Source organism: Solibacillus sp. FSL W7-1436, from assembly GCF_038007305.1.
In the GTDB taxonomy this organism is placed as follows: domain Bacteria; phylum Bacillota; class Bacilli; order Bacillales_A; family Planococcaceae; genus Solibacillus.
On the sequence record NZ_JBBOWV010000001.1, the window covers coordinates 1,000,866 to 1,023,170 of the forward strand.

18 protein-coding genes, 1 rRNA gene and 2 riboswitches are annotated in these 22,305 nt (G+C 40.1%); of the genes, 4 read left to right on the forward strand and 15 right to left on the reverse strand.

All coding sequences use genetic code 11. The features are described from left to right. Positions 1-169 precede the first annotated feature (169 nt). The 3 genes from MKX73_RS05030 to MKX73_RS05040 form a co-directional block, all read right to left on the reverse strand. Positions 170-1,725: ribosomal RNA gene (locus MKX73_RS05030) — 16S ribosomal RNA — on the reverse strand. A gap of 401 nt (positions 1,726-2,126) precedes the next feature. Then, positions 2,127-2,603 (reverse strand): GNAT family N-acetyltransferase, encoded by a 477-nt coding sequence (locus tag MKX73_RS05035; protein ID WP_340716561.1) that lies wholly within the window; start codon positions 2,601-2,603, stop codon positions 2,127-2,129. A gap of 94 nt (positions 2,604-2,697) precedes the next feature. Further along, on the reverse strand, positions 2,698-4,032 hold the full coding sequence (locus tag MKX73_RS05040; protein WP_340716562.1) for an NCS2 family permease: 1,335 nt from the start codon (positions 4,030-4,032) through the stop codon (positions 2,698-2,700). 140 nt (positions 4,033-4,172) lie between these two features. Next, a riboswitch (purine riboswitch) is annotated at positions 4,173-4,274 on the reverse strand. 277 nt (positions 4,275-4,551) lie between these two features. Between MKX73_RS05040 and MKX73_RS05045 the strand changes: the two genes are divergently transcribed. Continuing rightward, positions 4,552-4,953 carry a hypothetical protein gene (locus MKX73_RS05045; RefSeq protein ID WP_340716563.1) on the forward strand — a complete coding sequence of 134 codons (402 nt, stop codon included), beginning with the start codon at positions 4,552-4,554 and terminating at the stop codon, positions 4,951-4,953. Positions 4,954-5,246: 293 nt separating this feature from the next. Here the strand turns inward: MKX73_RS05045 and MKX73_RS05050 are convergent, their stop codons facing one another. The 8 genes from MKX73_RS05050 to MKX73_RS05085 all read right to left on the reverse strand — a co-directional run bounded on the left by MKX73_RS05050 (position 5,247) and on the right by MKX73_RS05085 (position 15,268). After that, positions 5,247-6,134: a DUF2382 domain-containing protein gene (locus MKX73_RS05050; RefSeq protein ID WP_340716564.1), complete on the reverse strand. Its 888-nt coding sequence runs from the start codon at positions 6,132-6,134 to the stop codon at positions 5,247-5,249. Positions 6,135-6,383: 249 nt separating this feature from the next. Next, positions 6,384-6,533, reverse strand: coding sequence for a hypothetical protein (locus MKX73_RS05055; RefSeq protein WP_339173936.1), 150 nt, complete (start codon positions 6,531-6,533; stop codon positions 6,384-6,386). Positions 6,534-6,723: 190 nt separating this feature from the next. Further along, positions 6,724-8,277, reverse strand: coding sequence for a glutamine-hydrolyzing GMP synthase (guaA, locus tag MKX73_RS05060; RefSeq protein ID WP_340718849.1), 1,554 nt, complete (start codon positions 8,275-8,277; stop codon positions 6,724-6,726). 117 nt (positions 8,278-8,394) lie between these two features. Next, a riboswitch (purine riboswitch) is annotated at positions 8,395-8,496 on the reverse strand. Positions 8,497-8,527: 31 nt separating this feature from the next. Continuing rightward, complete coding sequence (locus MKX73_RS05065) at positions 8,528-10,678, reverse strand: transglutaminaseTgpA domain-containing protein (RefSeq protein ID WP_340716565.1); 2,151 nt, start codon at positions 10,676-10,678, stop codon at positions 8,528-8,530. Beyond that, complete coding sequence (locus tag MKX73_RS05070; protein ID WP_340716566.1) at positions 10,675-11,862, reverse strand: DUF58 domain-containing protein; 1,188 nt, start codon at positions 11,860-11,862, stop codon at positions 10,675-10,677. The genes MKX73_RS05065 and MKX73_RS05070 overlap by 4 nt, the downstream gene beginning before the upstream one ends. Then, a complete protein-coding gene (locus MKX73_RS05075) occupies positions 11,862-12,803 on the reverse strand; it encodes an AAA family ATPase (RefSeq protein ID WP_340716567.1) in 942 nt (313 codons plus the stop codon). The genes MKX73_RS05070 and MKX73_RS05075 overlap by 1 nt, the downstream gene beginning before the upstream one ends. Positions 12,804-12,955: 152 nt before the next feature. Continuing rightward, positions 12,956-13,780: an ammonia-dependent NAD(+) synthetase gene (nadE, locus tag MKX73_RS05080; protein WP_340716568.1), complete on the reverse strand. Its 825-nt coding sequence runs from the start codon at positions 13,778-13,780 to the stop codon at positions 12,956-12,958. Positions 13,781-13,798: 18 nt separating this feature from the next. Next, entirely contained in the window at positions 13,799-15,268 is a 1,470-nt protein-coding gene (locus tag MKX73_RS05085) for a nicotinate phosphoribosyltransferase (RefSeq protein WP_340716569.1), read from the reverse strand. Between the two features lie 361 nt (positions 15,269-15,629). On the opposite strand from MKX73_RS05085, the gene MKX73_RS05090 reads away from it, so the two are divergent. The 3 genes from MKX73_RS05090 to MKX73_RS05100 all read left to right on the forward strand — a co-directional run bounded on the left by MKX73_RS05090 (position 15,630) and on the right by MKX73_RS05100 (position 18,692). Beyond that, positions 15,630-15,971 (forward strand): P-II family nitrogen regulator, encoded by a 342-nt coding sequence (locus MKX73_RS05090; RefSeq protein WP_079523171.1) that lies wholly within the window; start codon positions 15,630-15,632, stop codon positions 15,969-15,971. Positions 15,972-16,000: 29 nt separating this feature from the next. After that, on the forward strand, positions 16,001-17,353 hold the full coding sequence (locus tag MKX73_RS05095) for an ammonium transporter (RefSeq protein ID WP_340716570.1): 1,353 nt from the start codon (positions 16,001-16,003) through the stop codon (positions 17,351-17,353). 367 nt (positions 17,354-17,720) lie between these two features. After that, positions 17,721-18,692 carry a proline dehydrogenase family protein gene (locus MKX73_RS05100; RefSeq protein WP_340716571.1) on the forward strand — a complete coding sequence of 324 codons (972 nt, stop codon included), beginning with the start codon at positions 17,721-17,723 and terminating at the stop codon, positions 18,690-18,692. Positions 18,693-18,784: 92 nt separating this feature from the next. Here MKX73_RS05100 and MKX73_RS05105 read toward each other — a convergent pair whose 3' ends face one another. The 4 genes from MKX73_RS05105 to MKX73_RS05120 form a co-directional block, all read right to left on the reverse strand. Further along, positions 18,785-19,399 carry a response regulator transcription factor gene (locus MKX73_RS05105; RefSeq protein ID WP_339173958.1) on the reverse strand — a complete coding sequence of 205 codons (615 nt, stop codon included), beginning with the start codon at positions 19,397-19,399 and terminating at the stop codon, positions 18,785-18,787. Continuing rightward, positions 19,396-20,532: a sensor histidine kinase gene (locus MKX73_RS05110; protein WP_340716572.1), complete on the reverse strand. Its 1,137-nt coding sequence runs from the start codon at positions 20,530-20,532 to the stop codon at positions 19,396-19,398. The genes MKX73_RS05105 and MKX73_RS05110 overlap by 4 nt, the downstream gene beginning before the upstream one ends. Before the next feature lie 88 nt (positions 20,533-20,620). Next, positions 20,621-21,652, reverse strand: coding sequence for a fatty acid desaturase (locus tag MKX73_RS05115; RefSeq protein ID WP_340716573.1), 1,032 nt, complete (start codon positions 21,650-21,652; stop codon positions 20,621-20,623). Between the two features lie 131 nt (positions 21,653-21,783). Further along, entirely contained in the window at positions 21,784-22,296 is a 513-nt protein-coding gene (locus MKX73_RS05120) for a GNAT family N-acetyltransferase (protein WP_340716574.1), read from the reverse strand. Positions 22,297-22,305: the final 9 nt, after the last annotated feature.

Below are 22,305 nucleotides of genomic sequence, written 5' to 3' on the forward strand. Positions count from 1 at the left end.
AAAAATCTATAAAATAGAAATTTGATTTATTGCTTTCAATGTCGTTTTATCCAGTTTTCAAAGAACAAAGGTTTTGAAGTGTTTCATTCTATTAAGAATGAACCTTCAAAACTGAACAGCAACCGTTAATGTTTCATTCCCCGAAGGAATGATTCCGAAAAATCCTTAGAAAGGAGGTGATCCAGCCGCACCTTCCGATACGGCTACCTTGTTACGACTTCACCCCAATCATCTATCCCACCTTCGGCGGCTGGCTCCATAAAGGTTACCTCACCGACTTCGGGTGTTACAAACTCTCGTGGTGTGACGGGCGGTGTGTACAAGGCCCGGGAACGTATTCACCGCGGCATGCTGATCCGCGATTACTAGCGATTCCGGCTTCATGTAGGCGAGTTGCAGCCTACAATCCGAACTGAGAACGGTTTTATCGGATTAGCTCCCCCTCGCGGGTTGGCAACCGTTTGTACCGTCCATTGTAGCACGTGTGTAGCCCAGGTCATAAGGGGCATGATGATTTGACGTCATCCCCACCTTCCTCCGGTTTATCACCGGCAGTCTCCTTAGAGTGCCCAACTGAATGATGGCAACTAAGAATAAGGGTTGCGCTCGTTGCGGGACTTAACCCAACATCTCACGACACGAGCTGACGACAACCATGCACCACCTGTCACCGTTGCCCCCGAAGGGGAAACTATGTCTCCATAGTGGTCACCGGGATGTCAAGACCTGGTAAGGTTCTTCGCGTTGCTTCGAATTAAACCACATGCTCCACCGCTTGTGCGGGCCCCCGTCAATTCCTTTGAGTTTCAGTCTTGCGACCGTACTCCCCAGGCGGAGTGCTTAATGCGTTAGCTGCAGCACTGAGGGGCGGAAACCCCCCAACACTTAGCACTCATCGTTTACGGCGTGGACTACCAGGGTATCTAATCCTGTTTGCTCCCCACGCTTTCGCGCCTCAGTGTCAGTTACAGACCAGACAGTCGCCTTCGCCACTGGTGTTCCTCCAAATCTCTACGCATTTCACCGCTACACTTGGAATTCCACTATCCTCTTCTGCACTCAAGTTCCCCAGTTTCCAATGACCCTCCCCGGTTGAGCCGGGGGCTTTCACATCAGACTTAAGGAACCACCTGCGCGCGCTTTACGCCCAATAATTCCGGACAACGCTTGCCACCTACGTATTACCGCGGCTGCTGGCACGTAGTTAGCCGTGGCTTTCTAACAAGGTACCGTCAAGGTAGCGCCAGTTACTACGCTACTTGTTCTTCCCTTGCAACAGAGTTTTACGAACCGAAATCCTTCTTCACTCACGCGGCGTTGCTCCATCAGACTTTCGTCCATTGTGGAAGATTCCCTACTGCTGCCTCCCGTAGGAGTCTGGGCCGTGTCTCAGTCCCAGTGTGGCCGATCACCCTCTCAGGTCGGCTACGCATCGTTGCCTTGGTGAGCCGTTACCTCACCAACTAGCTAATGCGCCGCGGGTCCATCTTATAGTGACAGCAAGACCGTCTTTCAACTTTCAAACATGTGTTAAAAAGTATTATTCGGTATTAGCCCCGGTTTCCCGGAGTTATCCCAATCTATAAGGTAGGTTACCCACGTGTTACTCACCCGTCCGCCGCTAAAATTTTAAAGGTGCAAGCACCAATAAAATTTCCGCTCGACTTGCATGTATTAGGCACGCCGCCAGCGTTCGTCCTGAGCCAGGATCAAACTCTCCATAAAAGTAGTTTGAAAGCTCATTTGCTTTGCTAGCGATCCAACTTCGTTAGAAGTTGAAATCTATTGTTTGCTTCATTTAAGAAGCTTGTTTCATTAACGTTGCTTGTTCAGTTTTCAAGGTTCATTGTGTCAGTCGTTTGTGCGACTGTTTTAAATTTTAACAGTGTTGTTTATGTTTGTCAACAACTTTATAAAATTTATTTTTTTGTTTGTGTTGTTTGCGTTTGTTTCGCAGCAACGAGATTAACTATACACCCGATACAAAGGTTTATGCAACCCTTTATTTAAAGAAAAAATTTTCTGATTTCTACTCTACAACTTAAATTGAGTTTCTTCCTATTATATATAGAGTAAAGTTATTTTACTTGTCACTTCAAAAATAATTTATTTCCCTTAAGAAATAACTATCTAATAGCCAACCTCATCTTTCTGCTTATGGTTTCCATAGAATGCTTTCTATAAAAAGCGATGGCCTCTTCATTGAATTCCCATACATTTAACTCCACTTTATCAACATTCATTTCTTTCGCCCACTCTAAACAAGCTTCAAAAAGCAGCGATCCAATCCCTTTTCTTTTGGATGACTGGTCTACACCAAAATCATGAATGTATGCATACCTCCTATTAACTAATGAAGGGAAATCCGGAGAAGCTTCTATACTAATGACAGCAAATCCTATTATTTTATTTTCTTCCCTTGCTATTAATACGGTACTTTGCTCTTGCTCAAGCAACTGCAAATAATATTCTTCTGGCATAACACTCTCGACTTCCTGGAATACCGCACTATCCCCTTGTACATGCTCGTCATGTCCTTGCCTTACTAAACGATTTACTTCTATATAGTGTTGTTCCTTTGCTTCTTCTATTTTGATAACCATTAAACTCACCCCTTTACTATTCATTTCAATTTCTCAATTATATTTTCCTGCAAAAATAAAAAAACCAGCCAACAATCGTTGACTGGTGATGATTCTACATTGAACCGACAGTACCTAAATAGATCAGGAAGAGTACTGCGAAAATATACATAATCGGACTTACTTCTTTTGCTTTACCTTTCAACACCATTGTTAACGGATAAAATACGAAACCTACTGCAAGACCTGTTGCGATTGACGATGTTAATGGCATCATTAACATTGTGAAGAATGCTGGTACAGCTACTTCGAATTTATTCCACTCGATCTGTCCGAGAGAAGATACCATTAAAATACCTACAACGATTAATGCCGGTGCAGTAACTGCGTTTGTTACAACACTTAATACTGGTGATAAAAATAGAGCCAACAAGAAACAGATACCTGTAACGATTGAAGCGAAACCTGTTCGTGCGCCTGCTCCAACCCCTGCTGAAGATTCTACATAAGATGTTACTGTTGAAGTACCAAAGATCGAACCTGAAATAGATGCGATTGAATCTGAGATCAATGCTTTACCTGCACGAGGTAATTTATTGTTTTTAACAAATCCTGCTTGGTTGGCAACAGCCATTAAAGTACCTGCGTTGTCAAAGAAGTCTACGAATAAGAATGATAGAATAACCGATACCATTGTTAGCGAGTAGAACTCAGGATCAGTGAATGCCGAGAATAATTTACCGAAAGTTGGTTCAACACTTGGTGGTGCCGATACAACTTGTGATGGTAAATCAACTAAACCAATAAACATCCCCACAATTGCAGTAATCGCCATTGCAATAAATACGCCAGCTTTCATTCCACGAACTAAGAAAATGACTGTAAGAATAATACCAAAAATTGCTAGTAATACTTCACCATCATGTAAGTTGCCTAAACCGACAACTGTTGCATCACTTGCAACGATAATGCCGGCATTTTTTAAACCGATGAACGATACGAATAATCCGATACCAGCACCAACGGCAATTTTAAGTTCCATCGGGATGGCGTTGATTAATTTTTCACGTAATCCTGTAATTGTTAAAAGTAAGAAGAATACACCTGATACAAATACTGCAGCCAAAGCGTGTTGCCAAGGACTTCCGTTTGTTAAGACCACTGTGTAAGCAAAGAATGCGTTCAAGCCAAGACCTGGCGCCAAAGCTAATGGGTATCTTGCAACAATCCCCATGATGAAACATCCAATTGCTGCTGAAACAGCTGTTGCCACAAATACTGCACCATAATCCATGCGTAATGCATCTGGTAAACCTTCAATATCTGATAGCGTTAAAATGCTAGGGTTTACTACTAAAATGTAAGCCATTGCCAAGAAAGTTGTAAAACCACCTAAAATCTCCCGGCGATAATTTGTTCCAAGTTTATCGAACTCGAAATACTTTTTCATAATGAAACTTTCCTCCGTGTTGTCGTCTTCAACATCTAAAGAACACTTAACCTTAAAAACAAAAAAGACACGCAAAGCATAAATGCCGCATGTCCACGATTTAAGGAAAATAAGTACATTCCACTCTTATTTAGAAGTGTAATTACTTATTTATAAATCGTAGTCGAATCATTTACGGTGATTCGGTAGAAACTCACGGGCCTTATTCCCGACATTATACGACGACGTATTTAATTTACGTTTGTAATATATCATTTCATTTTTCAAATTACAAGCTATTTCCGAACATTTTTTATAAATATTAATACATAGTTCGTGAAAATATCTATAAATTAGTCATATACTTTTGTTCCTTTGGTTATATTTGTTATTATTAAGCAAGGAATACACAAAATCCAATCTAAGTTTTGCTATATTTATACTGAATCGAAGAAACTAATAATTATTTTATAGATAGTTTATAGAAATGTTATATTACTCCTCTATAGTGAAGTTTGAACAAATTGAGGGGGGATTTTTTTGCAACAACAACGAAAATGGGCATTGCTTTTAATTCGCTTTGCTGCTGTTTCAGGCTTTATCGGTGTATTAATCGGATCAATCATGAGCGGTGAGATGAACTATTCTTTACGCCCAATCCACGCACACTTTGTATTGGTAGGTTGGTTATCAGTTTTTGCTTGGGGGATTTTCTATTATTCAGTACCTATTCGCAAGCTGATTTTTGTTAAAATCCAAAGTATTTTAGGCATGATTGGTGCTTTTGGTTTATGTATTGGGATGTGGCTATATAATTTAAATCCGCTTGACACAAATGAAACTCTGAACATGGTGTTCTTCATTGTAGGGGGTTCTATTTTACTGATCGCATTTTTCTTCTTTATAATTGTGACATTTTTTGTTCAAAAATATGAAAAATAATTATATCTTACAATCTAAAAATAAGAGTATTATCCTTTAATATGTTAAAATAATAAAATGAAACACAGACTATTAAAGGAGGGGTTTGAATGCCCTACTGGTTACATAACACATTATTTGTACTTTTAATAATTGTTACATTCGGATGTGTTACGAGTGGAATCGAGTGGAAAACTCGCGAAAAAGCCACTGTTGAAGAATAATATTAAGTCTAAAATGAATTTCTAGAATATAACTATCATATAAAACAAGGAAGCCTGCGTAAACAGGCTTCCTTGTTTTTTTATAACTATTTATAATCCGCGATTTGTTCGTTTTAACGGATCATCATCCAGATTATCTAAGTCATTTAAATGATTCGTAGTATTAGTCGTATCTTTAATATCCGCCTCTTCACGGCGTACCGTGTCCGAAACAGTTTCAGTATCCGTTACTTTTCGTTTGCCGACTACGATTTCTTCCGTAACGACATCTTTCTTCGTAACTTCAACTTGTTCTTCTGTTACAGGGATATGGATTTTACCCTCTTCTTCATAGGCATGCGTGATACCATCATGAAGTTTCCCATTTGCATTAAGAGTTGTGTCCTCATTAACCGGACGTCTTTCCACATAGACTTCTTCATGTTCTACCGGTACCTCAACAGTTTGCTGCTCTTCGACTACATGTTTGTCAACTTGCACTTCACCTGTCTGTACACGTTTTTTATCTACTTGCAGACGTTCTTCGTGAAGCGCTAAACGTTCTTCATCCGTTTTCTCATAATCACGCTCATAATGATTATTCACGCCATAATTTTTAGTACCTTCATCAAAATAAGTACCGTAGTCTCTATCTACATACAATAAATATTTCCCTGCCTGTAATTCATCATAATAACGGTTTCGTTCATCCTCAGAGATGCCCATTTGTGTAAAGTGCTGGTCACGTACTAAATCTTCGCCCATCATGAATGCTTTAAAGCGGTCCCACCAAGAACCTTCGTTATGATCAGTGTCATAACCGTCTGTGTTAGTGCCGTACCCTTTTGAGTTTCGGTACATCGATAACTGATCATTGCGATTCGATACGATATACATATCTTCCTCACCGTAGCCTTGTGCACGAAGGCGATCCATTTCTGCCTGTAATTCCGCTTCATTGTCATAAATACCATATAATTTGTTATTATTCGTTTCCATGTTTCATTCCTCCAGTTTCATTATGTTAGTTTTTGTATACCGACTGTCTCTACTGATTTGGCATACTATACAATACCTTTTCTCCTAAATAATAAACGCAGGGATGATAAATTTAACATTCTGTAATAAAAATGAAAGAAAAAGAAACACTGTTATGACAGTATTTTATTATTAATTGGATAATGACGAAATGTATTATCCAATAAAAAAACATAGAAAGATGTTACTCTTCCTATGTTTCCATACAGATTATTTATCGTTTTGTTGTTGTTTCTTTTCCAAATACTGCGCACGCAATTTTTCAAGTTGCTGTTTTTTATCGAATTGGGCCGGCTTGTTTTTTTCATGATACTTTGCAACAGCTGCCTTGCCTTTACTATCCAATTGATATTTTCCCATTTTATTCACCTACTTTTCCCGTCTTCACAGAGAACCTATTCAATATATATAATATACCTCATTTTACTGAAGTAAACCTTAAATTAGTGTACTCACGATTTCACCAGCCCATTTCCCGCAAATCAAAAACTCCCTTTTAGTTATCATTACAATAACTAAAAGGGAGTAAAAAGTTAAACGTCAATCCGTACTATTCCCACTCAATCGTTGCTGGTGGCTTAGAAGTAATGTCATACAGCACGCGGTTTACGTGCTTCACTTCGTTTACGATACGTACAGAAATCTTCTCCAGTACATCGTAAGGAATACGTGCCCAGTCAGATGTCATGCCGTCGATTGATGTTACACCACGGATACCGATTGCGTAATCGTACGTACGGCCATCACCCATTACACCTACTGAACGGATATCAGGTAATACAGCGAAGTATTGCCAAATGTCGCGTTCAAGACCAGCTTTTTTGATTTCTTCGCGCAGGATATAGTCTGCTTCACGAACGATTTCCAGTTTTTCTTCTGTTACTTCACCAAGTACACGGATACCTAATCCAGGACCCGGGAAAGGCTGACGCCATACAACTTCTTCAGGCAGACCTAATTCTAGACCTAAAGCGCGTACTTCGTCTTTGAATAGTGTATTTAAAGGTTCGATTAATTCAAACTTCATATCTTCCGGTAACCCACCAACATTGTGGTGTGATTTAATTGTTTGGGCAGTTGCCGTACCAGACTCGATAATATCTGTGTAAAGCGTACCTTGCGCTAGGAAGTCCATATCTTTCAGCTTTGATGATTCTTCATCAAATACGTAGATGAACTCGTTACCGATAATTTTACGTTTTTGTTCAGGATCGGAAACACCTGCAAGTTTATTCATGAAACGTTCACGCGCATCGATTTTGATCAGTTTCATATCGAAATCTTCAGTGAAAGTTTTCATAACTTGCTCAACTTCGCCTTTACGGTTCAAGTTGTGATCCACGAACATACAAGTTAATTGGTCACCGATTGCTTTGTGGATTAATACTGCTACTACAGATGAATCAACTCCGCCCGATAATGCACAAAGCACTTGTTTATCCCCAACTTGTTCACGGATTTTCGCAATTTCGATTTCAATGAAGTTCGCCATAGACCAGTCGCCTTTAGCTTCACAAACATTGAATACGAAGTTTTTCAGTAAATCATTTCCGTATACAGAGTGGCGTACTTCCGGGTGGAATTGTACTGCATAAAATTTACGAGAAGCATCAGCCATTGCTGCAATCGAACATGCCGGGCTTGTCGCAATTACTTCAAAACCTTCTGGTACCGCTGTTACATGGTCACCATGGCTCATCCATACAACTTGATCTTTTGGTAAGTCCGCAAATAATTTATTATCCGAAGTAATGTTAATTTCAGCTTTCCCGTATTCACGAGTTGCCGCGCCTTCCACTTTACCGCCATGTGTGTGGGCCATTAACTGCATGCCATAACAAATACCTAATATCGGTAAACCTAATTCAAAAATAGCTGGATCTACACGGAATGCCGATTCATCATATACAGAATTTGGACCACCTGAAAATACGATACCTACAGCATTCATTTCTTTAATTTCTTCAGCAGTAATCGTATGTGGATGTAATTCCGAGAATACACCGAATTCACGAATACGACGAGTGATTAATTGGTTGAACTGACTACCGAAATCAAGAACGACAATCTTTTCTTGCTCTTTTAACAAAGGAGTTGACACTATTTCCACCTCTTCTAATTTTTTGCGGCCTATATTAAGAAAAAAACGCGTTAGAAAATAATTTCTACGCGTTCATATTTCATCTCTTCTTCAAGTGGGTATAACTATGCCTTACAAGGATATAGCGAGACCCACCGTCATAGATAAGTTATTTAGGGTAACTTAGTAGAAACATCTGGACCATATTACCAGACTTATATGAAGGCACAATACTATTTATTTTTCTAAATTTTACTCTTTCATCGCATTAAAATCAACCACTCGTACGATTGATTAAATATTCCCAAATTTCTTTCATTTCAGCCGTGTTCATTTGGTCGGTCTGTTTTGCATAGATAAGACGCTCATAAAACGCCGTCAACTCGCTCATTTTCGTCGTATCCAACTGTCGATCGACACGCATTGCAAACTGTTGCAGCGTTTCATCCTGCCCTCGTTTTAGATGAATGCGCTCCAGCTGTTTCAGCAATACAAAGTAAGCCTCTTCAAATGTTGCCGTTTTTTCTAATTTTGAACGGTTCATTTGGACAGCAAGTTTCGGTTGCCATTTTCCGCGTTTTCTCCATGCAATAATTAACCCAATCAAAACAAGTGCCAATAATACGTACAGCACCCATTTAAATTTTGACCAGTCCATTCCACTTGTACCGTTAGTTGACTGCTTATCTGTATCTTGCTCTTCCAACTCCGGCTTTGGTGCTTCCGGTTCTTCCATTTCAGGTAACTGCTCTTCTTCCGGAGCTTCAAAATCTATATCATAGTCAATATTCATCGGATTGCTAAACCCGATTGTCGGCTCAAACGGCATCCAGCCAATACCGTCAATATACGCTTCAACCCATGAATGGGCATCATTATTCGTCACCTGATACGTAAACGTACCGTCTTGTGAACCGATTCGTTCTCCGCTTGAAAAACCTTTTACCCAACGCGCCTGAATGCCTATCGAACGCAGCATGACAACCATTGAAGTAGAGAAGTTATCACAGTAGCCAAGCCTTGTTTCAAACAAAAACTGATCTACATAGTCCTGGTCAGCCGATGGGATTTGTACATTTGTCGTTTCATATTGAAAACCGCTACGTGCAAAATAACCTTCAATTGCCCGCGCCTTGTCATATACACTGTCATACGTATCCGTAATTTCATGCGCCAGATCGGTTACACGCTGCGGCAAATTATCCGGAAGCTGTAAATATCGCGGATTACTACCTGTTGAAGATAATGTTTCCTTCAGAGCTACATAACTGTATTCCGGCTGCTGAAAGGTCATTTCGTATGATGCAGGCGCTATCACATCACTATCGATAAGCGGCAAAATTTTCTCATTGCCCGTATTATATCTCAAACCGGTATGCATCCCGTTTAAATCATAAGAAGTAACTCCATAGGCCTGTAACAGAAACAAATATTCTTCACTTATAGCCTGTACTTCCACCGACTGGGGTTCTTCGCTTCCAGGTTCGATTGAAAGCGGCAGTGGATCTGATAACTGAAGCGTTTGCTGCTCTGACTCATCATTCGATTGCTCCCAACCTTTAGAAGTATAAACATCCTTCGTCTCCACACGCCAATATTGGCGGATAGGTGTTTTTATTTCATAGATAAGCGTATTGTCACCTGCAAACGGTCCACCCAGTTGCTCATCATTTTCCCCATAACCAACTGTTGCAACCGACTGACTCCCATTACCTCCAATACCCGCTATGCTTTTTACATACGGTACCGGATCCGACCATTGCGGCTCTGCTTTCGGCATAAGTGTTGCAACAATACCTGCCATCATGACAAAAATAATAATCGGAGTTGCATACTTCAAGTAGTTTATCCAGTCTTTTTGCATTTCCGCTGCCTGCATAAGCCGTTTTATAAACAGCAAAGATGTAAGCACAAGACCTAGCAGCATTACTTTAATAATCGCTGCTGTACCATCGTAATCTGTAAAAGTATCGAGTGTCCCGATGAAAAATACTGTAAGCACCAGGAAATAGTAAATGCTGTAGCGCACACTTACCCAATGCTGAATTAAATAAATCAGCATCCATATCAATACGAAAAACAGGCTTGTCCGGAATGGGTCACTTACATAAATCCACTCTCCCGCAAGCAGTATATCCAAATTATATTTCAGTTCTCCAGACAAAAATTGCATCGTCGTCAATACTTCATCTTTATACACACTGACAATGAACCACGTAATGTACGCCAGTTTAATGAGCCAGTTAACAATAAAAGGCAGTGAAAAAATACCGAGAAATAAACAAAGCGCTACGAACCATACAAACTGCATAAAGTAGCCGGTGTCCGTCAACTCCATAACCGGCACTAGCCATTCTCGTAAAATCAGAAAAACAATAAAATAGAAAATAGCGAGTTCTACTTTTTCGGCTGTGCTGCGTCTCATGCGTGCTTCACCTCCGAATATGTCCGCTGCAACTCGTCCATCCCGATATAATGCACTTCATTATTTTGACTTATATGCGGAACCGGATTTTTTTGATCACTTACAACAAAGCATATAATTTTACGTGCATATTTCGTTCCTGCATTCAGTACTTCCTGCAGATCGGGGGTCATTTCACCTGTTAAAATGACAACAACGGAGCGGCTCATCATTTTCTGTTCTTCAAATAATAATCGTTCGACGCCAAACTGCGCATCCGGTTCGACCGTCGCCAAATGCTGCAGCACTTTTTCATATTGTTTGCCCGTTTTAATTACTGGCGTAAAATACCGGTCAACCCCTACACTTAAAAATGAAACATCGCCCTGTTTTTTTATAATTTTCTTTATATAAGACGCCGTGTAATCGACAACAGCATCAAAGTTTTTCTGTACTGCGCGATCGATTAGTACGAATGTATTTTGTGATTTTTGATCTTCGAATTCCTTCGTACGCAGTTCACCATTTTTCGCAAAGGATTTCCAGTGAATCCAGGAAAACCGGTCACCCGGTACATATTCGCGCACACCTGTCGCAACCGTTGTATCCTTGATCAAAGAATAGCGGGATTGACTTGTACCTTGGTCATATTGCATTCCAACCGGCAATAATTTGACGTCCGATACTTTCGGATATACTAGAAATAGTTGCGGATGATTTATTACTACATTTCGTATTGTCCATCCAAAAAAGTCCGTACACGTAAACAGCAATCCTCTAAAATGATGCTCCCCGCGTTTTAAATCTTTCAATTCATACGTCCACTTAAACTCGCGTTTCCATCCAACCAAAAATAGTTTTCTTACATTTCCGTTCGGTTTTTCAAAATGTTCCTCCCTCATCGGCAGTTCTCTCACCATCATGAAAACGAACGGAAACCAGCTCGTATTACGGAATGTTACGGTAACTTGAACATTGCTCCCACGCTCAATTCGTTCTTTCGATAAAGTCCGGGATATTTCTTTAAAGCGTATCGGAATTATCGCCAGTAAAATCGAATAGACCAAAAACGGCAGAATCGTGAAGAAAACAAACCAGCTAACAAAGCCCCCTTGGAACATCGCATAGCAATACGTAATAATAAGCAACGAAACAACGGTAATTAAACGCCCGCCATGCTTCAGAAACTGCTTAATTCCCTTCATTACTGTACATACCTTTTAACAGGAACATGGATATGACGAAGAACACTTTCAATCACTTTTTCTTCCGTAATTCCTTCATAGCGTGTTTCTGGTTTTAAAATAATGCGGTGGCCGAAAACGAATTTCGCTAAATATTGAATATCATCCGGGATAACATAATCTCTCCCTTTCATAAAGGCGTAGCTTTGCGCGGCACGCATTAATGCGATGGAAGCACGGGGACTCACACCTAAATACACATTTTCGTGATGACGTGTATGCTGGGCGATCGACACGATATATTCTTTAATATTATTTTCTACATGTACTTGTTTTACCTGTTCCCTCAAATCGTTTAACTCATCAATCGTTAATACCGGGAAAAGGTCATCAATCGGTACTGATCTTTCGGCCCGATTCAACACTTCAATTTCCTCTTCCTTCGTCGGATAGCCCATTTTTATTTTCAGTAAAAATCGGTCCAGCTGCGCTTCCGGAAGCGGGTATGTCCCTTCATATTCAATCGGGTTTTGTGTTGCCATTACAAAAAACGGTTTCGGCAGTTGAATTGTTTCACCGTCTACCGTAATAGACCCCTCTTCCATACTTTCCAATAAAGCGGCCTGTGTTTTTGGTGATGTCCGGTTAATTTCATCTGCCAATACAATATTGCCGACAATCGGTCCCGGACGGAATTCAAACTGCAATGATTTCGGATTATATATTGAAACGCCAATTACATCAGATGGTAGTAAATCCGGTGTAAATTGAATACGTTTAAAACTTGCACCTAAAGACTTTGAAAGCGCACGCACCATCATCGTTTTCCCGACACCCGGTACGTCTTCCAGTAATACATGCCCCCCTGCTAATAGTGAAACAATACTTAGCTCGGCAATCTCTCTTTTTCCTATCATAACTTTTTCGATGTTTCTGATTATTCCTTCGATCTGCTCATTCATGAATTGTCCTCCCACCTGAAATCTTGCATCTTTGGCATGTAGTTTAAGCATAACGAAAACGAAATGCGAGCACAACTAGTTTCCCTTTAAAATGGAAAATCACCCCACTTCATCAAAAAGAAGTAAGGTGATTTATCATGTTCTCACGTGTATTATTGTTTCCAGAAATTATCGAAAATTGTAATCGGCATATGTCGTTTATGCATCGAGCGCAAGTAATGCCCTTCAAGCTTCTCACGTGCCTGCTCCGGGATTTCCTTACCTTCCAAATAATCATCAATTTGCTCGTACGTCACACCAAGTGCAACTTCATCCGGCAATGCAGGACGGTTTTCCTCTAAATCTGCAGTTGGAACTTTTTCATATAAATGGACAGGACAGTTTAAATGTTTTAAAATCGCACGACCTTGACGTTTATTCAAACGGAAAATCGGCATTAAATCCGTACCGCCATCACCATACTTCGTATAAAAGCCTGTTACAGCTTCTGCAGCATGATCCGTGCCGAGTACGACGCCATCATTTGCTGCTGCAATCGAATATTGTACTTTCATTCTTTCACGTGCTTTTTCGTTTCCTTTTGCAAAATCACTCAACGTTATTCCTGCTTCCGAAAGTGCGTTTACACTTGCATCTACAGCATTTTTAATATTAACTGTATACACTTCTGAAGGCTGGATGAAATCGAGTGCATCTTGGCAATCTTTCTCATCGAATTGCTTGCCGTAAGGTAATCTTACCGCCCAGAACGAGTAAACAGAGTCTCCCGCTTCTTCATTTAGTTCATTGACAGCCATCTGAGCAAGCTTACCCGTTAAAGTGGAGTCTTGCCCGCCGCTTATACCGAGCACAAATCCTTTTAGGAAAGGATGATGTTTCGCATATTCCTTCAAAAAATCAATGGACTTTCGGATTTCCTGTTCTACATCGATTGTCGGCTGTACTTTTAACTCTTCAATAATTTGTTGCTGCAACATAGACAATGTCCTCACTCCTTATCGTTCTTCGAGTTCTGTTACCATATCGCGCACTTCCTGGATATTGCGCATTTTGTTATCCCAGCATTTTTGGCTTAAATCGACCGGATATTCCTCTGGATTTAACGAACGTTTATATTCATCCCAGAGCAATTCCAAATTGTCGAACGCATATTGGCGAATCTCCATCAATGTCGGATTTTTATAAACAATCTCACCATTGTCAATCACATTGCGGTGCAATTCCTTCGCCTCAAAGTTCGTCACGAATTTCGAGATAAACGTATGCACCGGATGGAACATTTTGATTCGTTCTTCAGCAGCAGGATTTTCATCAGCCATTGCGATATAGTCCCCTTCTGATTTCCCGCTTTTCTTATTGATAATCCGGTAAACTCGTTTTAAACCAGGCGTCGTTACCTTTTCAGCATTGGCTGAAATTTTAATCGTATCTTCCATCTCGCCCTGATCATTTTCAATGGATACCATTTTATAAACAGCACCTAGAGCAGGCTGGTCATATGCAGTAATGAGTTTTGTGCCGATTCCCCACATGTCCACTCGGGCACCTTGCGCTTTCAAGTTTAAGATCGTATATTCATCCAAATCATTGGAAACGATAATTTTCGCATCCGGGAATCCCGCTTCATCAAGCATTCGGCGTGATTCCTTCGAAAGAAAGGCAATATCTCCGCTGTCTAAACGAATTCCGATAAAATTAATTTTATCCCCAAGTTCTTTCGCTACCTGGATTGCTGTCGGGACACCTGATTTTAATGTATTGTACGTATCAACTAAAAATACACAGTCTTTATGGCGTTTCGCATAGGAATGGAATGCATCATAATCGTTTTTATAAGCTTGTACCAATGCATGTGCATGTGTACCCGATACAGGAATATTAAACAGTTTCCCTGCTCGTACATTTGAAGTAGATTCAAAACCGCCGATTACTGCGGCACGAGCTCCCCAAACAGCTGCATCCATTTCTTGCGCGCGGCGTGTACCGAATTCCATCGCAATTTCCTTTTGGACAACTTGCTTAATGCGGCTAGCTTTTGTCGCAATCAGCGTTTGATAGTTTACGATGTTCAATAGTGCTGTTTCAATCAGTTGCGCTTCCACTAGCGGCGCTTCAATTCGCACAATCGGTTCATTCGCGAAAACAAGTTCCCCTTCCTCCATCGAATACATGGAACCCGTAAAACGAATCGTTTTTAAGTATTCGATAAAATCTTCTTTATATTGAAGTTCATCTCGTAAATATGCGATATCGGTTTCGCTGAATCGAAAATCTTTTAAATAATTCAGCATACGCTCCAATCCGGCAAAAATTGCATAGCCGTTCCCGAATGGCAATTGTCTGAAATACAACTCAAATACAGCTTTCCGATTATGCATTCCGTCTGCCCAATAGCTTTCCGCCATATTAATTTGGTATAAATCGGTATGCAAAGCAAAACTATCATCTACATACTTTTGGTTCATCGTAAATTCCCTTCTTCCAAAACATAATTTAGTCATAGTATACACCATCTTCAATTAATTCGAAGTATGAAGATTCTTTCTTCCATGTTACCTACTTTTACATGGCAGTTATTTTGCTGTGCTGGTTGTATAGTTTTCCCCATTCGACTAAATAAAAAACGTTTTAAAACTTTCGTCAGTCAGTATGATTTCGAATTTCAACTGTCCTTCAAACCTTGTTGCTCCTTCCTTTTTTTTACATCATCTCACAATGCGATTAAACCAATCGAAAATACATGTTAATTTTCCTTACATTAGTTATTGATTTATACAGAAATTCAATTTATCATGTTAGATAACATAACACAAGGAGTTGTTGAGCATGAAAAAAATTGAAGCGATTATTCGACCTGAGGTGTTTGCACAAGTTCGAGAGGGGTTAGCTCTTGAAGGAATCGATGGATTAAGTATTTCCGAGATTGCCGGAGCTGGGCGACAAGAAGGAAAAATCGGATTGTTTCGCGGAAACTCTTTTTCAATGGAATTTTCGCAAAAGCTCAAGCTCGAGATGGTTGTCGACAACGCAAAAGTACAACCGATCATTGATGTATTATTGCGTGAAGCTTCTACCGGTGAAGTTGGTGATGGTAAGATCTTCATTTACCCTGTAGAGCAGGCAATTCGTATACGTACAAAAGAGCTTGGCTCAATTGCAATTGACTAAAAAAATATTCCTAAAAGGAGGAGTTTTTAATGACGAATGAAGCATTGGAATTATCGATTAACTTAGTTTGGGTAATGCTTGGGGCGTTTTTCGTATTCTTCATGCATGCGGGATTCGCGATGGTAGAAGCAGGGTTTACACGCTCTAAAAATGCCGTCAATATTTTAATGAAAAACATTTTAACAATTTCAATCGGAGGTCTTGTCTACTTCGCAGTCGGCTACGCTATTATGTTCGGTGAAAGTTCCGGCGGATTGATCGGCACTTCCGGTTTTGCATTAAGTGGTGTAGATGATATCGCATTTTTCGTATTCCAGGCAATGTTCGCCGCTACATGTGCAACAATCATCTCAGGTGCTGTTGCTGAACGTACTAATATTATGGCCTATATGGCATTGGTCATTGTCATGACTGCTATTATTTATCCGGTTGTCGGCCACTGGGTATGGCAAGGTGACGGCTGGTTAACTTCTTTAGGATTCGTCGATTTCGCTGGTTCAACTGTTGTACATTTAACTGGTGCTGTTGGAGCTCTAGTTGTTGCAGCAATCGTTGGTCCTCGTATCGGAAAGTATGCTAAAGGTGTTGTAAACGTTATTCCTGGTCACTCAATCCCACTTGGCGCATTAGGTGTTTTCATCCTTTGGTTAGGTTGGTACGGCTTTAATGGTGCATCAACATTGGCAGCAGATCCGGCATTAGTTCCTGGTGTTATTGCAAATACTTTCTTATCCGCATCTGCCGGTGTAATTGCTACTGCATTTTATACACGTCTTCGCTATGGCTTTATCGATGGTTCTTTAACACTAAACGGTGCTTTAGCTGGTTTAGTAAGTATTACTGCCGGTGCTGCTAATTTAAGCATTGTCGGATCTATCATTGCAGGTGCTGTTGGTGGCGTTGTGTTGGTAGAAGCAGTCCGCTTTATTGAACATAAACTAAAAGTGGATGATCCGGTCGGTGCTGTCGCTGTGCACGGTGTAGCTGGTATTTGGGGTACTTTAGCTGTCGGATTATTTGATACTGCTGGTGGCGGTCTATTTTACGGCGGTGGTGCCGGATTACTAGGCGTGCAGGCATTAGGTGTTGTCGCAGTAATTGCCTGGACTGCAAGCACTGTTGCTATCGCAACATATATTATTAAATTATTTGTCCCTCTACGTGTTGCACATGAAGAAGAAGTCCAAGGCTTGGATATTGCAGAACATGGCGCATACGCTTATGAAATGCAGGAAACTTTTAAAGGTCTTACAAAAACAAATGACAGTTTTGCCCAACGTCTAACGAACTTAGGAAGAGTTCCTGCTCCTTCCAACGTACAAGACAGCGGGTCTAAAACTAAAACCGGGTTCCCGAATTCTTTAAGCTCCACAAAGAGCTAAAAGCGAAATGTGTGCCCCCTCCCCCCACACATTTTCGAGCCATTCTTTCAATAAATTATAAACTGAACAAGGAGCTGTTCTGAAAGTTTTTTCAGACAGCTCCTTGTTATTTTGCTTTCTTTACTCAATAGGATTATCCTAATATATAGAAATTGACAGTGAACGAGCAACATAGGATAGAACAAGCCATTCACTTTAACAACGTAGCGTTTGAAGTAAAACAATTAGTAATTACCCATCCTGCATTATTCAATCATCGCTTGCAGAAGGTTAGAATGGGTATTAATTAAGACGGCTGTTCGTAATCCGCGAAAATAGCGCTATGGTATAATTTTAAGAAAATGATGAATTTTAAGGAGATGTTTTTATGGCTTTACGTGATTTTTTCATTTCATTATCCGAAAATCAAACTCTTAACAATGCAGCTCAGCAATATGGTTTGAAGTTGGGCGCACAAAGCGTTGTTGCAGGGACAACTATTGAACAAGTAATCGAAAGTATTCGTAAATTAAATGAACAAGGGATTTCTTGCACTGTAGATAATTTAGGCGAATTCGTTACTGATGAATCGCAAGCAATGCAAGCGAAAGAAGAAATTTTAGCTATGATCGAAGCCATTCAGGTGGAAGAATTGGATGCACACATTTCCTTGAAACCTTCACAGCTAGGTTTGGATATCGACATCGACTTCTGCTACGACAATTTATATGAAATTGTGGAGCGCGCACATGAATACGGAATTTTCGTCAATTTTGATATGGAAGATTATAAGCGACTACAACCGTCATTCGATATACTGGATGAACTCGCAAAATCATTCGATAATGTAGGAACAGTCATTCAAGCATACTTCCACCGCGCAAAGGACGATATTGAAAACTTCAAAGATTTCCGTCTGCGTGTTGTAAAAGGTGCCTATAAAGAACCGGAAGAAGTAGCTTACCAGGATAAACTGGATATTGATATCAACTTTATTGAGCTGATTGAATACCACTTGGCGCACGGACATTTTACTTCGATCGCCACACATGACCATAATATTATTAAGCATGTAAAATATTACGTTGAGCAATATGATATTCCAAAAGAAAAATTTGAGTTTCAGATGCTTTACGGGTTCCGAAAAGATTTGCAGCTGGAACTTGCACGCGAAGGCTATCAAGTATGCGTATATGTACCCTACGGCAAAGACTGGTACGGCTATTTCATGCGTCGCTTGGCAGAACGTCCGCAAAACATCAGCCTCGTTACTAAACAAGTATTCAATAAAAAGACAAACACAATACTGGCAGTAGCGGCAGGCGCATACCTTCTAGGGCGATTAACGAAAAAGAAATAACGGGCACTTCCAACTAAAAACCCCCTCATTTTGTTCACAGACAAAATAAGAGGGGTTTTTAAATATTTAAATTAATGACAGGCCTTCTTCAATCACATCTTCTTTTTATTCCAGCCTTTTTCTTTAAAGCGTGCGATTGCTTCAATTCGATTGCCGACACCAAGCTTATCAAGTATGACGGAAATGTAGTTTCGTACCGTTCCTGCCGATAAATATAGTTCAGCGGCAATTTCCTTTGTCGTCTTCCCTTCCGCAACAAGTTCCAGCACTTGGCTCTCCCTTTCCGTAAGCGGATTTTCACTATCGTCTTCGTACACAAAATCCACTAGCTCCGGTGCATAAATGCGACGCCCATCCATAATAATCCGAATGGAATTGACAAGCTCCTCTATCGGACTGTCCTTCAATAAATAGCCGCGCACGCCTGCTTTTCTTGCACGTTCGAAATAACCGGGTCGCGCAAACGTCGTTAAAATAATGATTTTACATTCGCTTCCTCTTAATGCTTCGGCAGCATCCAGCCCAGTTTTAATCGGCATTTCTATATCCATAATACAAATGTCCGGATTAAGTTCCGTTACCATCTCAATGGCTTCTTCTCCGTTTTTGGCAAGACCTACCACTTCCATATCGTCTTCCATGCCGAGCAACGATTTCATCGCCCCAAGCAGCATTCCCTGATCTTCAGCAATTACAATTCGAATCATTTCACGTTCTCTCCCTTTTGATGCGTGATCGCCAACGGTATTTTCAGCACGACCGTCGTCCCTTCATCGCTCTCTATTTCAAGTGAACCATTGATAAATTCAATACGCTCCTGCATCCCTTTTAAACCACTTCCACCGAGTAATGTATTCGAGCGTTCAAAGCCGACCCCATTATCCTGAATCGTCATTTTGAATTCATCATCACTTTGATAAAAGCTAATACGGCAAATCGTCGCTTTACTATGTTTAACGATATTTGTAACAGCTTCCTTCAAGCACATACTAATAACGTTTTCCGCTAAAATCGGCATTTTGATTTCAGTTTTATCTCCATTTAACCGCAGTTTAATCTGTGCAGCTTTTAGTATTTGTTCTACACGAAAAAGCTCTTCTTCCACTCTTACCGCACGCATATCAGCTACAAGCTCACGTACTTCTTTTAGCGCGACACTCGCGGTTTGACGAATATCCTTTATTTCTATAATGGCTTGTTCCGGATTTTTCTCAACCAATCGAGCCGCCAAGTCGCTTTTCAAACCTATCATGGAAAGTTTTTGACCTAGTGTATCGTGTAGATCACGCGCAATACGCTGACGTTCTTCTATCACCGTCAATTCAGAAATACGTTCCCGTGCCGTTTCCAGCTCACCTTCCAAGTTTTCCCGCCGCGTTCTCGAAAAGAGCGTAAATGGCAGCAGGACAACACCGAGCATATTAATAATAATAAATGGTGTTTGCGATAAAAATAAGTCAAGGAAGATGAAATAACCTCCGACAATCGAAAGAACGGTAAAACCTATATGTAAGCCATACATTATATAAAATCCAACCGGCTGTTTTATATTACCGATGAAAAACGCGGTAAACAATGCCAAATATACGTAGCCAAATACAAGTGTCATGGCGATATTCAGCAACATTTGAAAGCTGATCCACATATATTTCAGCCCGGGTCTGGCACTGAATGAAAAATAATGACATAAGAAATAACATAAAATTAAAGTGATGCCTAAAGTAATCTGCCATAATGTGAATGATTGGATAATGAAGAAAAATGGCATAATACAAAAGATTATCCATATATAAATACTCAACATCGGACTTTTCGGGATGATACTATACCATGTTTGCATAATTGCCTCGCTTCTCTTTTTACCTATATTCTATAATAAAACAGGTACCTCAAGCTATAGATTGAGGTACCTTAATTCTTGTATAAAGTTAGTTCGCAACAGTTCGGTTACGTGTTGCCTCAAGTTCTGCCGCTTCTTTAAATGTAATAAAGCGGTAGTTATCAGCATCATATAATTTGTAGCGAATCGATTCCAGGCTTGTTTTTAATGTGATCGTTGTTGCCTGCTGAAGAGGCTTGATCGATTCATGCGCATCTTCCAGCTTATAGTTCGGTACACGCGGCGACAAATGGTGTACGTGGTGGAAACCTATATTTCCTGTAATCCATTGCAGTACTTTCGGTAATTTGTAGTATGAGCTTCCTTCTACTGCAGCTTTTACATAATCCCACTCCGAATCAACTTCAAAGTATGAATCTTCGTAAGTATGCTGAATATAGAACAGCCAGATCCCTAATGAACCTGCAACAAATAATGTTAACCCATGAACTAATAAGAACGTAGACCAACCAAAAATTAAAATAAGGGTTGTACAAATAACTAATAAAGCGATGTTATTGAAATACGTGTTTAAGCGCTCTTTACGCTTTGCATCTTTACGATTTAAACGATTCAGTATAAGTACCATAAATAGTGGCCCTAAACCAAACATAACAATCGGGTTGCGGTATAAACGATAACCTAAACGACTTAATTTTGATTTTTCCAAGTATTCATCAACTGTCAGCATATCGATATCGCCAATTCCGCGCTTATCCAAGTTTGAACTTGTCGCGTGGTGAATCGTATGCTCGCGCTTCCACTTTTCATATGGGAACGATGTCACAATACCTGTTATATTTCCGATAATGGCATTTGCCTTTTTGCTTTTGAAGAATGAACCGTGTGTACAGTCATGGAAAATAATAAATACACGAATAACAAACCCTGAAGCTAGGATACTACATAACGCCGTTAACCAAGGTGAGTACTGGAGCAATACATAACCCGCACCCCAAATTAATACAAGTGGTACAAGCGTATTTAATATTTGTTGAATACTAAGTCGCGTTTCTGATTTTGCGAACGGTGCAACATCTTTTCTCAGTTGCTTTGTTTTATCTGCATGTGTGCTTACCATGTGTCGATCCCTCTTTCTACAAAAAATTCTTAATATCATCATATAAAAAGAGGGGATATGATAAAACGCTCAAACATCACATATTTTTTATGACAGATGTCATATGACCTGGTAATAACTAGTTTCCTTTTTTAATTCTCCTGTGGATTTTTCGGACCATCCAAATCCAATTGGTAAAATACTAAATCAAGCCATTTCCCGAATTTATAACCGGCATTGCGGATTGTTCCGCTGTATGAAAACCCGAATTTCTCATGTATTTTAATACTGGCGCTGTTCTCTTTATCAATACAGCCAACCATCGTCTTTATACCTTTTGCATTTGCTTCTTCTATAATTGCGTGCATCAGTTTACTGGCAATCCCTTTTTTATAATGATTTTTATGCACGTATACCGAATGTTCTACTGTATAAAGGTTTGCCGGATAGTCACGGAAACTCCCGTAAGTTGCATAACCCGCTACTTCTCCGTCTTCATCAAATACGAATAATGGGTAACCTGAGGCCTGCTTCTGTTCAAACCATCTCAAACGGTTTTCCAAAGTTTGTTCCTCATACATGTAAATCGCCGTGGAGTTTCGGATATTATCGTTAAATATTTCTAAAATCGTCGGTATATCTTCTTTTGTTGCGCGTCGAATCATTATTTCTTC

What these genes read in the sequence shown, in the direction of transcription:
- nadE (WP_340716568.1), bottom strand. Translation starts at nt 13,780, where the DNA reads ATGTTGCAGCAACAAATTATTGAAGAGTTAAAAGTACAGCCGACAATC.
- MKX73_RS05075 (WP_340716567.1), bottom strand. Translation starts at nt 12,803, where the DNA reads ATGAATGAGCAGATCGAAGGAATAATCAGAAACATCGAAAAAGTTATG.
- MKX73_RS05120 (WP_340716574.1), bottom strand. Translation starts at nt 22,296, where the DNA reads ATGATTCGACGCGCAACAAAAGAAGATATACCGACGATTTTAGAAATA.
- MKX73_RS05115 (WP_340716573.1), bottom strand. Translation starts at nt 21,652, where the DNA reads ATGGTAAGCACACATGCAGATAAAACAAAGCAACTGAGAAAAGATGTT.
- MKX73_RS05040 (WP_340716562.1), bottom strand. Translation starts at nt 4,032, where the DNA reads ATGAAAAAGTATTTCGAGTTCGATAAACTTGGAACAAATTATCGCCGG.
- MKX73_RS05100 (WP_340716571.1), top strand. Translation starts at nt 17,721, where the DNA reads ATGGCTTTACGTGATTTTTTCATTTCATTATCCGAAAATCAAACTCTT.
- MKX73_RS05050 (WP_340716564.1), bottom strand. Translation starts at nt 6,134, where the DNA reads ATGGAAACGAATAATAACAAATTATATGGTATTTATGACAATGAAGCG.
- MKX73_RS05070 (WP_340716566.1), bottom strand. Translation starts at nt 11,862, where the DNA reads ATGAAGGGAATTAAGCAGTTTCTGAAGCATGGCGGGCGTTTAATTACC.
- MKX73_RS05055 (WP_339173936.1), bottom strand. Translation starts at nt 6,533, where the DNA reads ATGGGAAAATATCAATTGGATAGTAAAGGCAAGGCAGCTGTTGCAAAG.
- MKX73_RS05090 (WP_079523171.1), top strand. Translation starts at nt 15,630, where the DNA reads ATGAAAAAAATTGAAGCGATTATTCGACCTGAGGTGTTTGCACAAGTT.
- MKX73_RS05065 (WP_340716565.1), bottom strand. Translation starts at nt 10,678, where the DNA reads ATGAGACGCAGCACAGCCGAAAAAGTAGAACTCGCTATTTTCTATTTT.
- MKX73_RS05035 (WP_340716561.1), bottom strand. Translation starts at nt 2,603, where the DNA reads ATGGTTATCAAAATAGAAGAAGCAAAGGAACAACACTATATAGAAGTA.
- MKX73_RS05085 (WP_340716569.1), bottom strand. Translation starts at nt 15,268, where the DNA reads ATGAACCAAAAGTATGTAGATGATAGTTTTGCTTTGCATACCGATTTA.
- MKX73_RS05105 (WP_339173958.1), bottom strand. Translation starts at nt 19,399, where the DNA reads ATGATTCGAATTGTAATTGCTGAAGATCAGGGAATGCTGCTTGGGGCG.
- MKX73_RS05110 (WP_340716572.1), bottom strand. Translation starts at nt 20,532, where the DNA reads ATGCAAACATGGTATAGTATCATCCCGAAAAGTCCGATGTTGAGTATT.
- MKX73_RS05095 (WP_340716570.1), top strand. Translation starts at nt 16,001, where the DNA reads ATGACGAATGAAGCATTGGAATTATCGATTAACTTAGTTTGGGTAATG.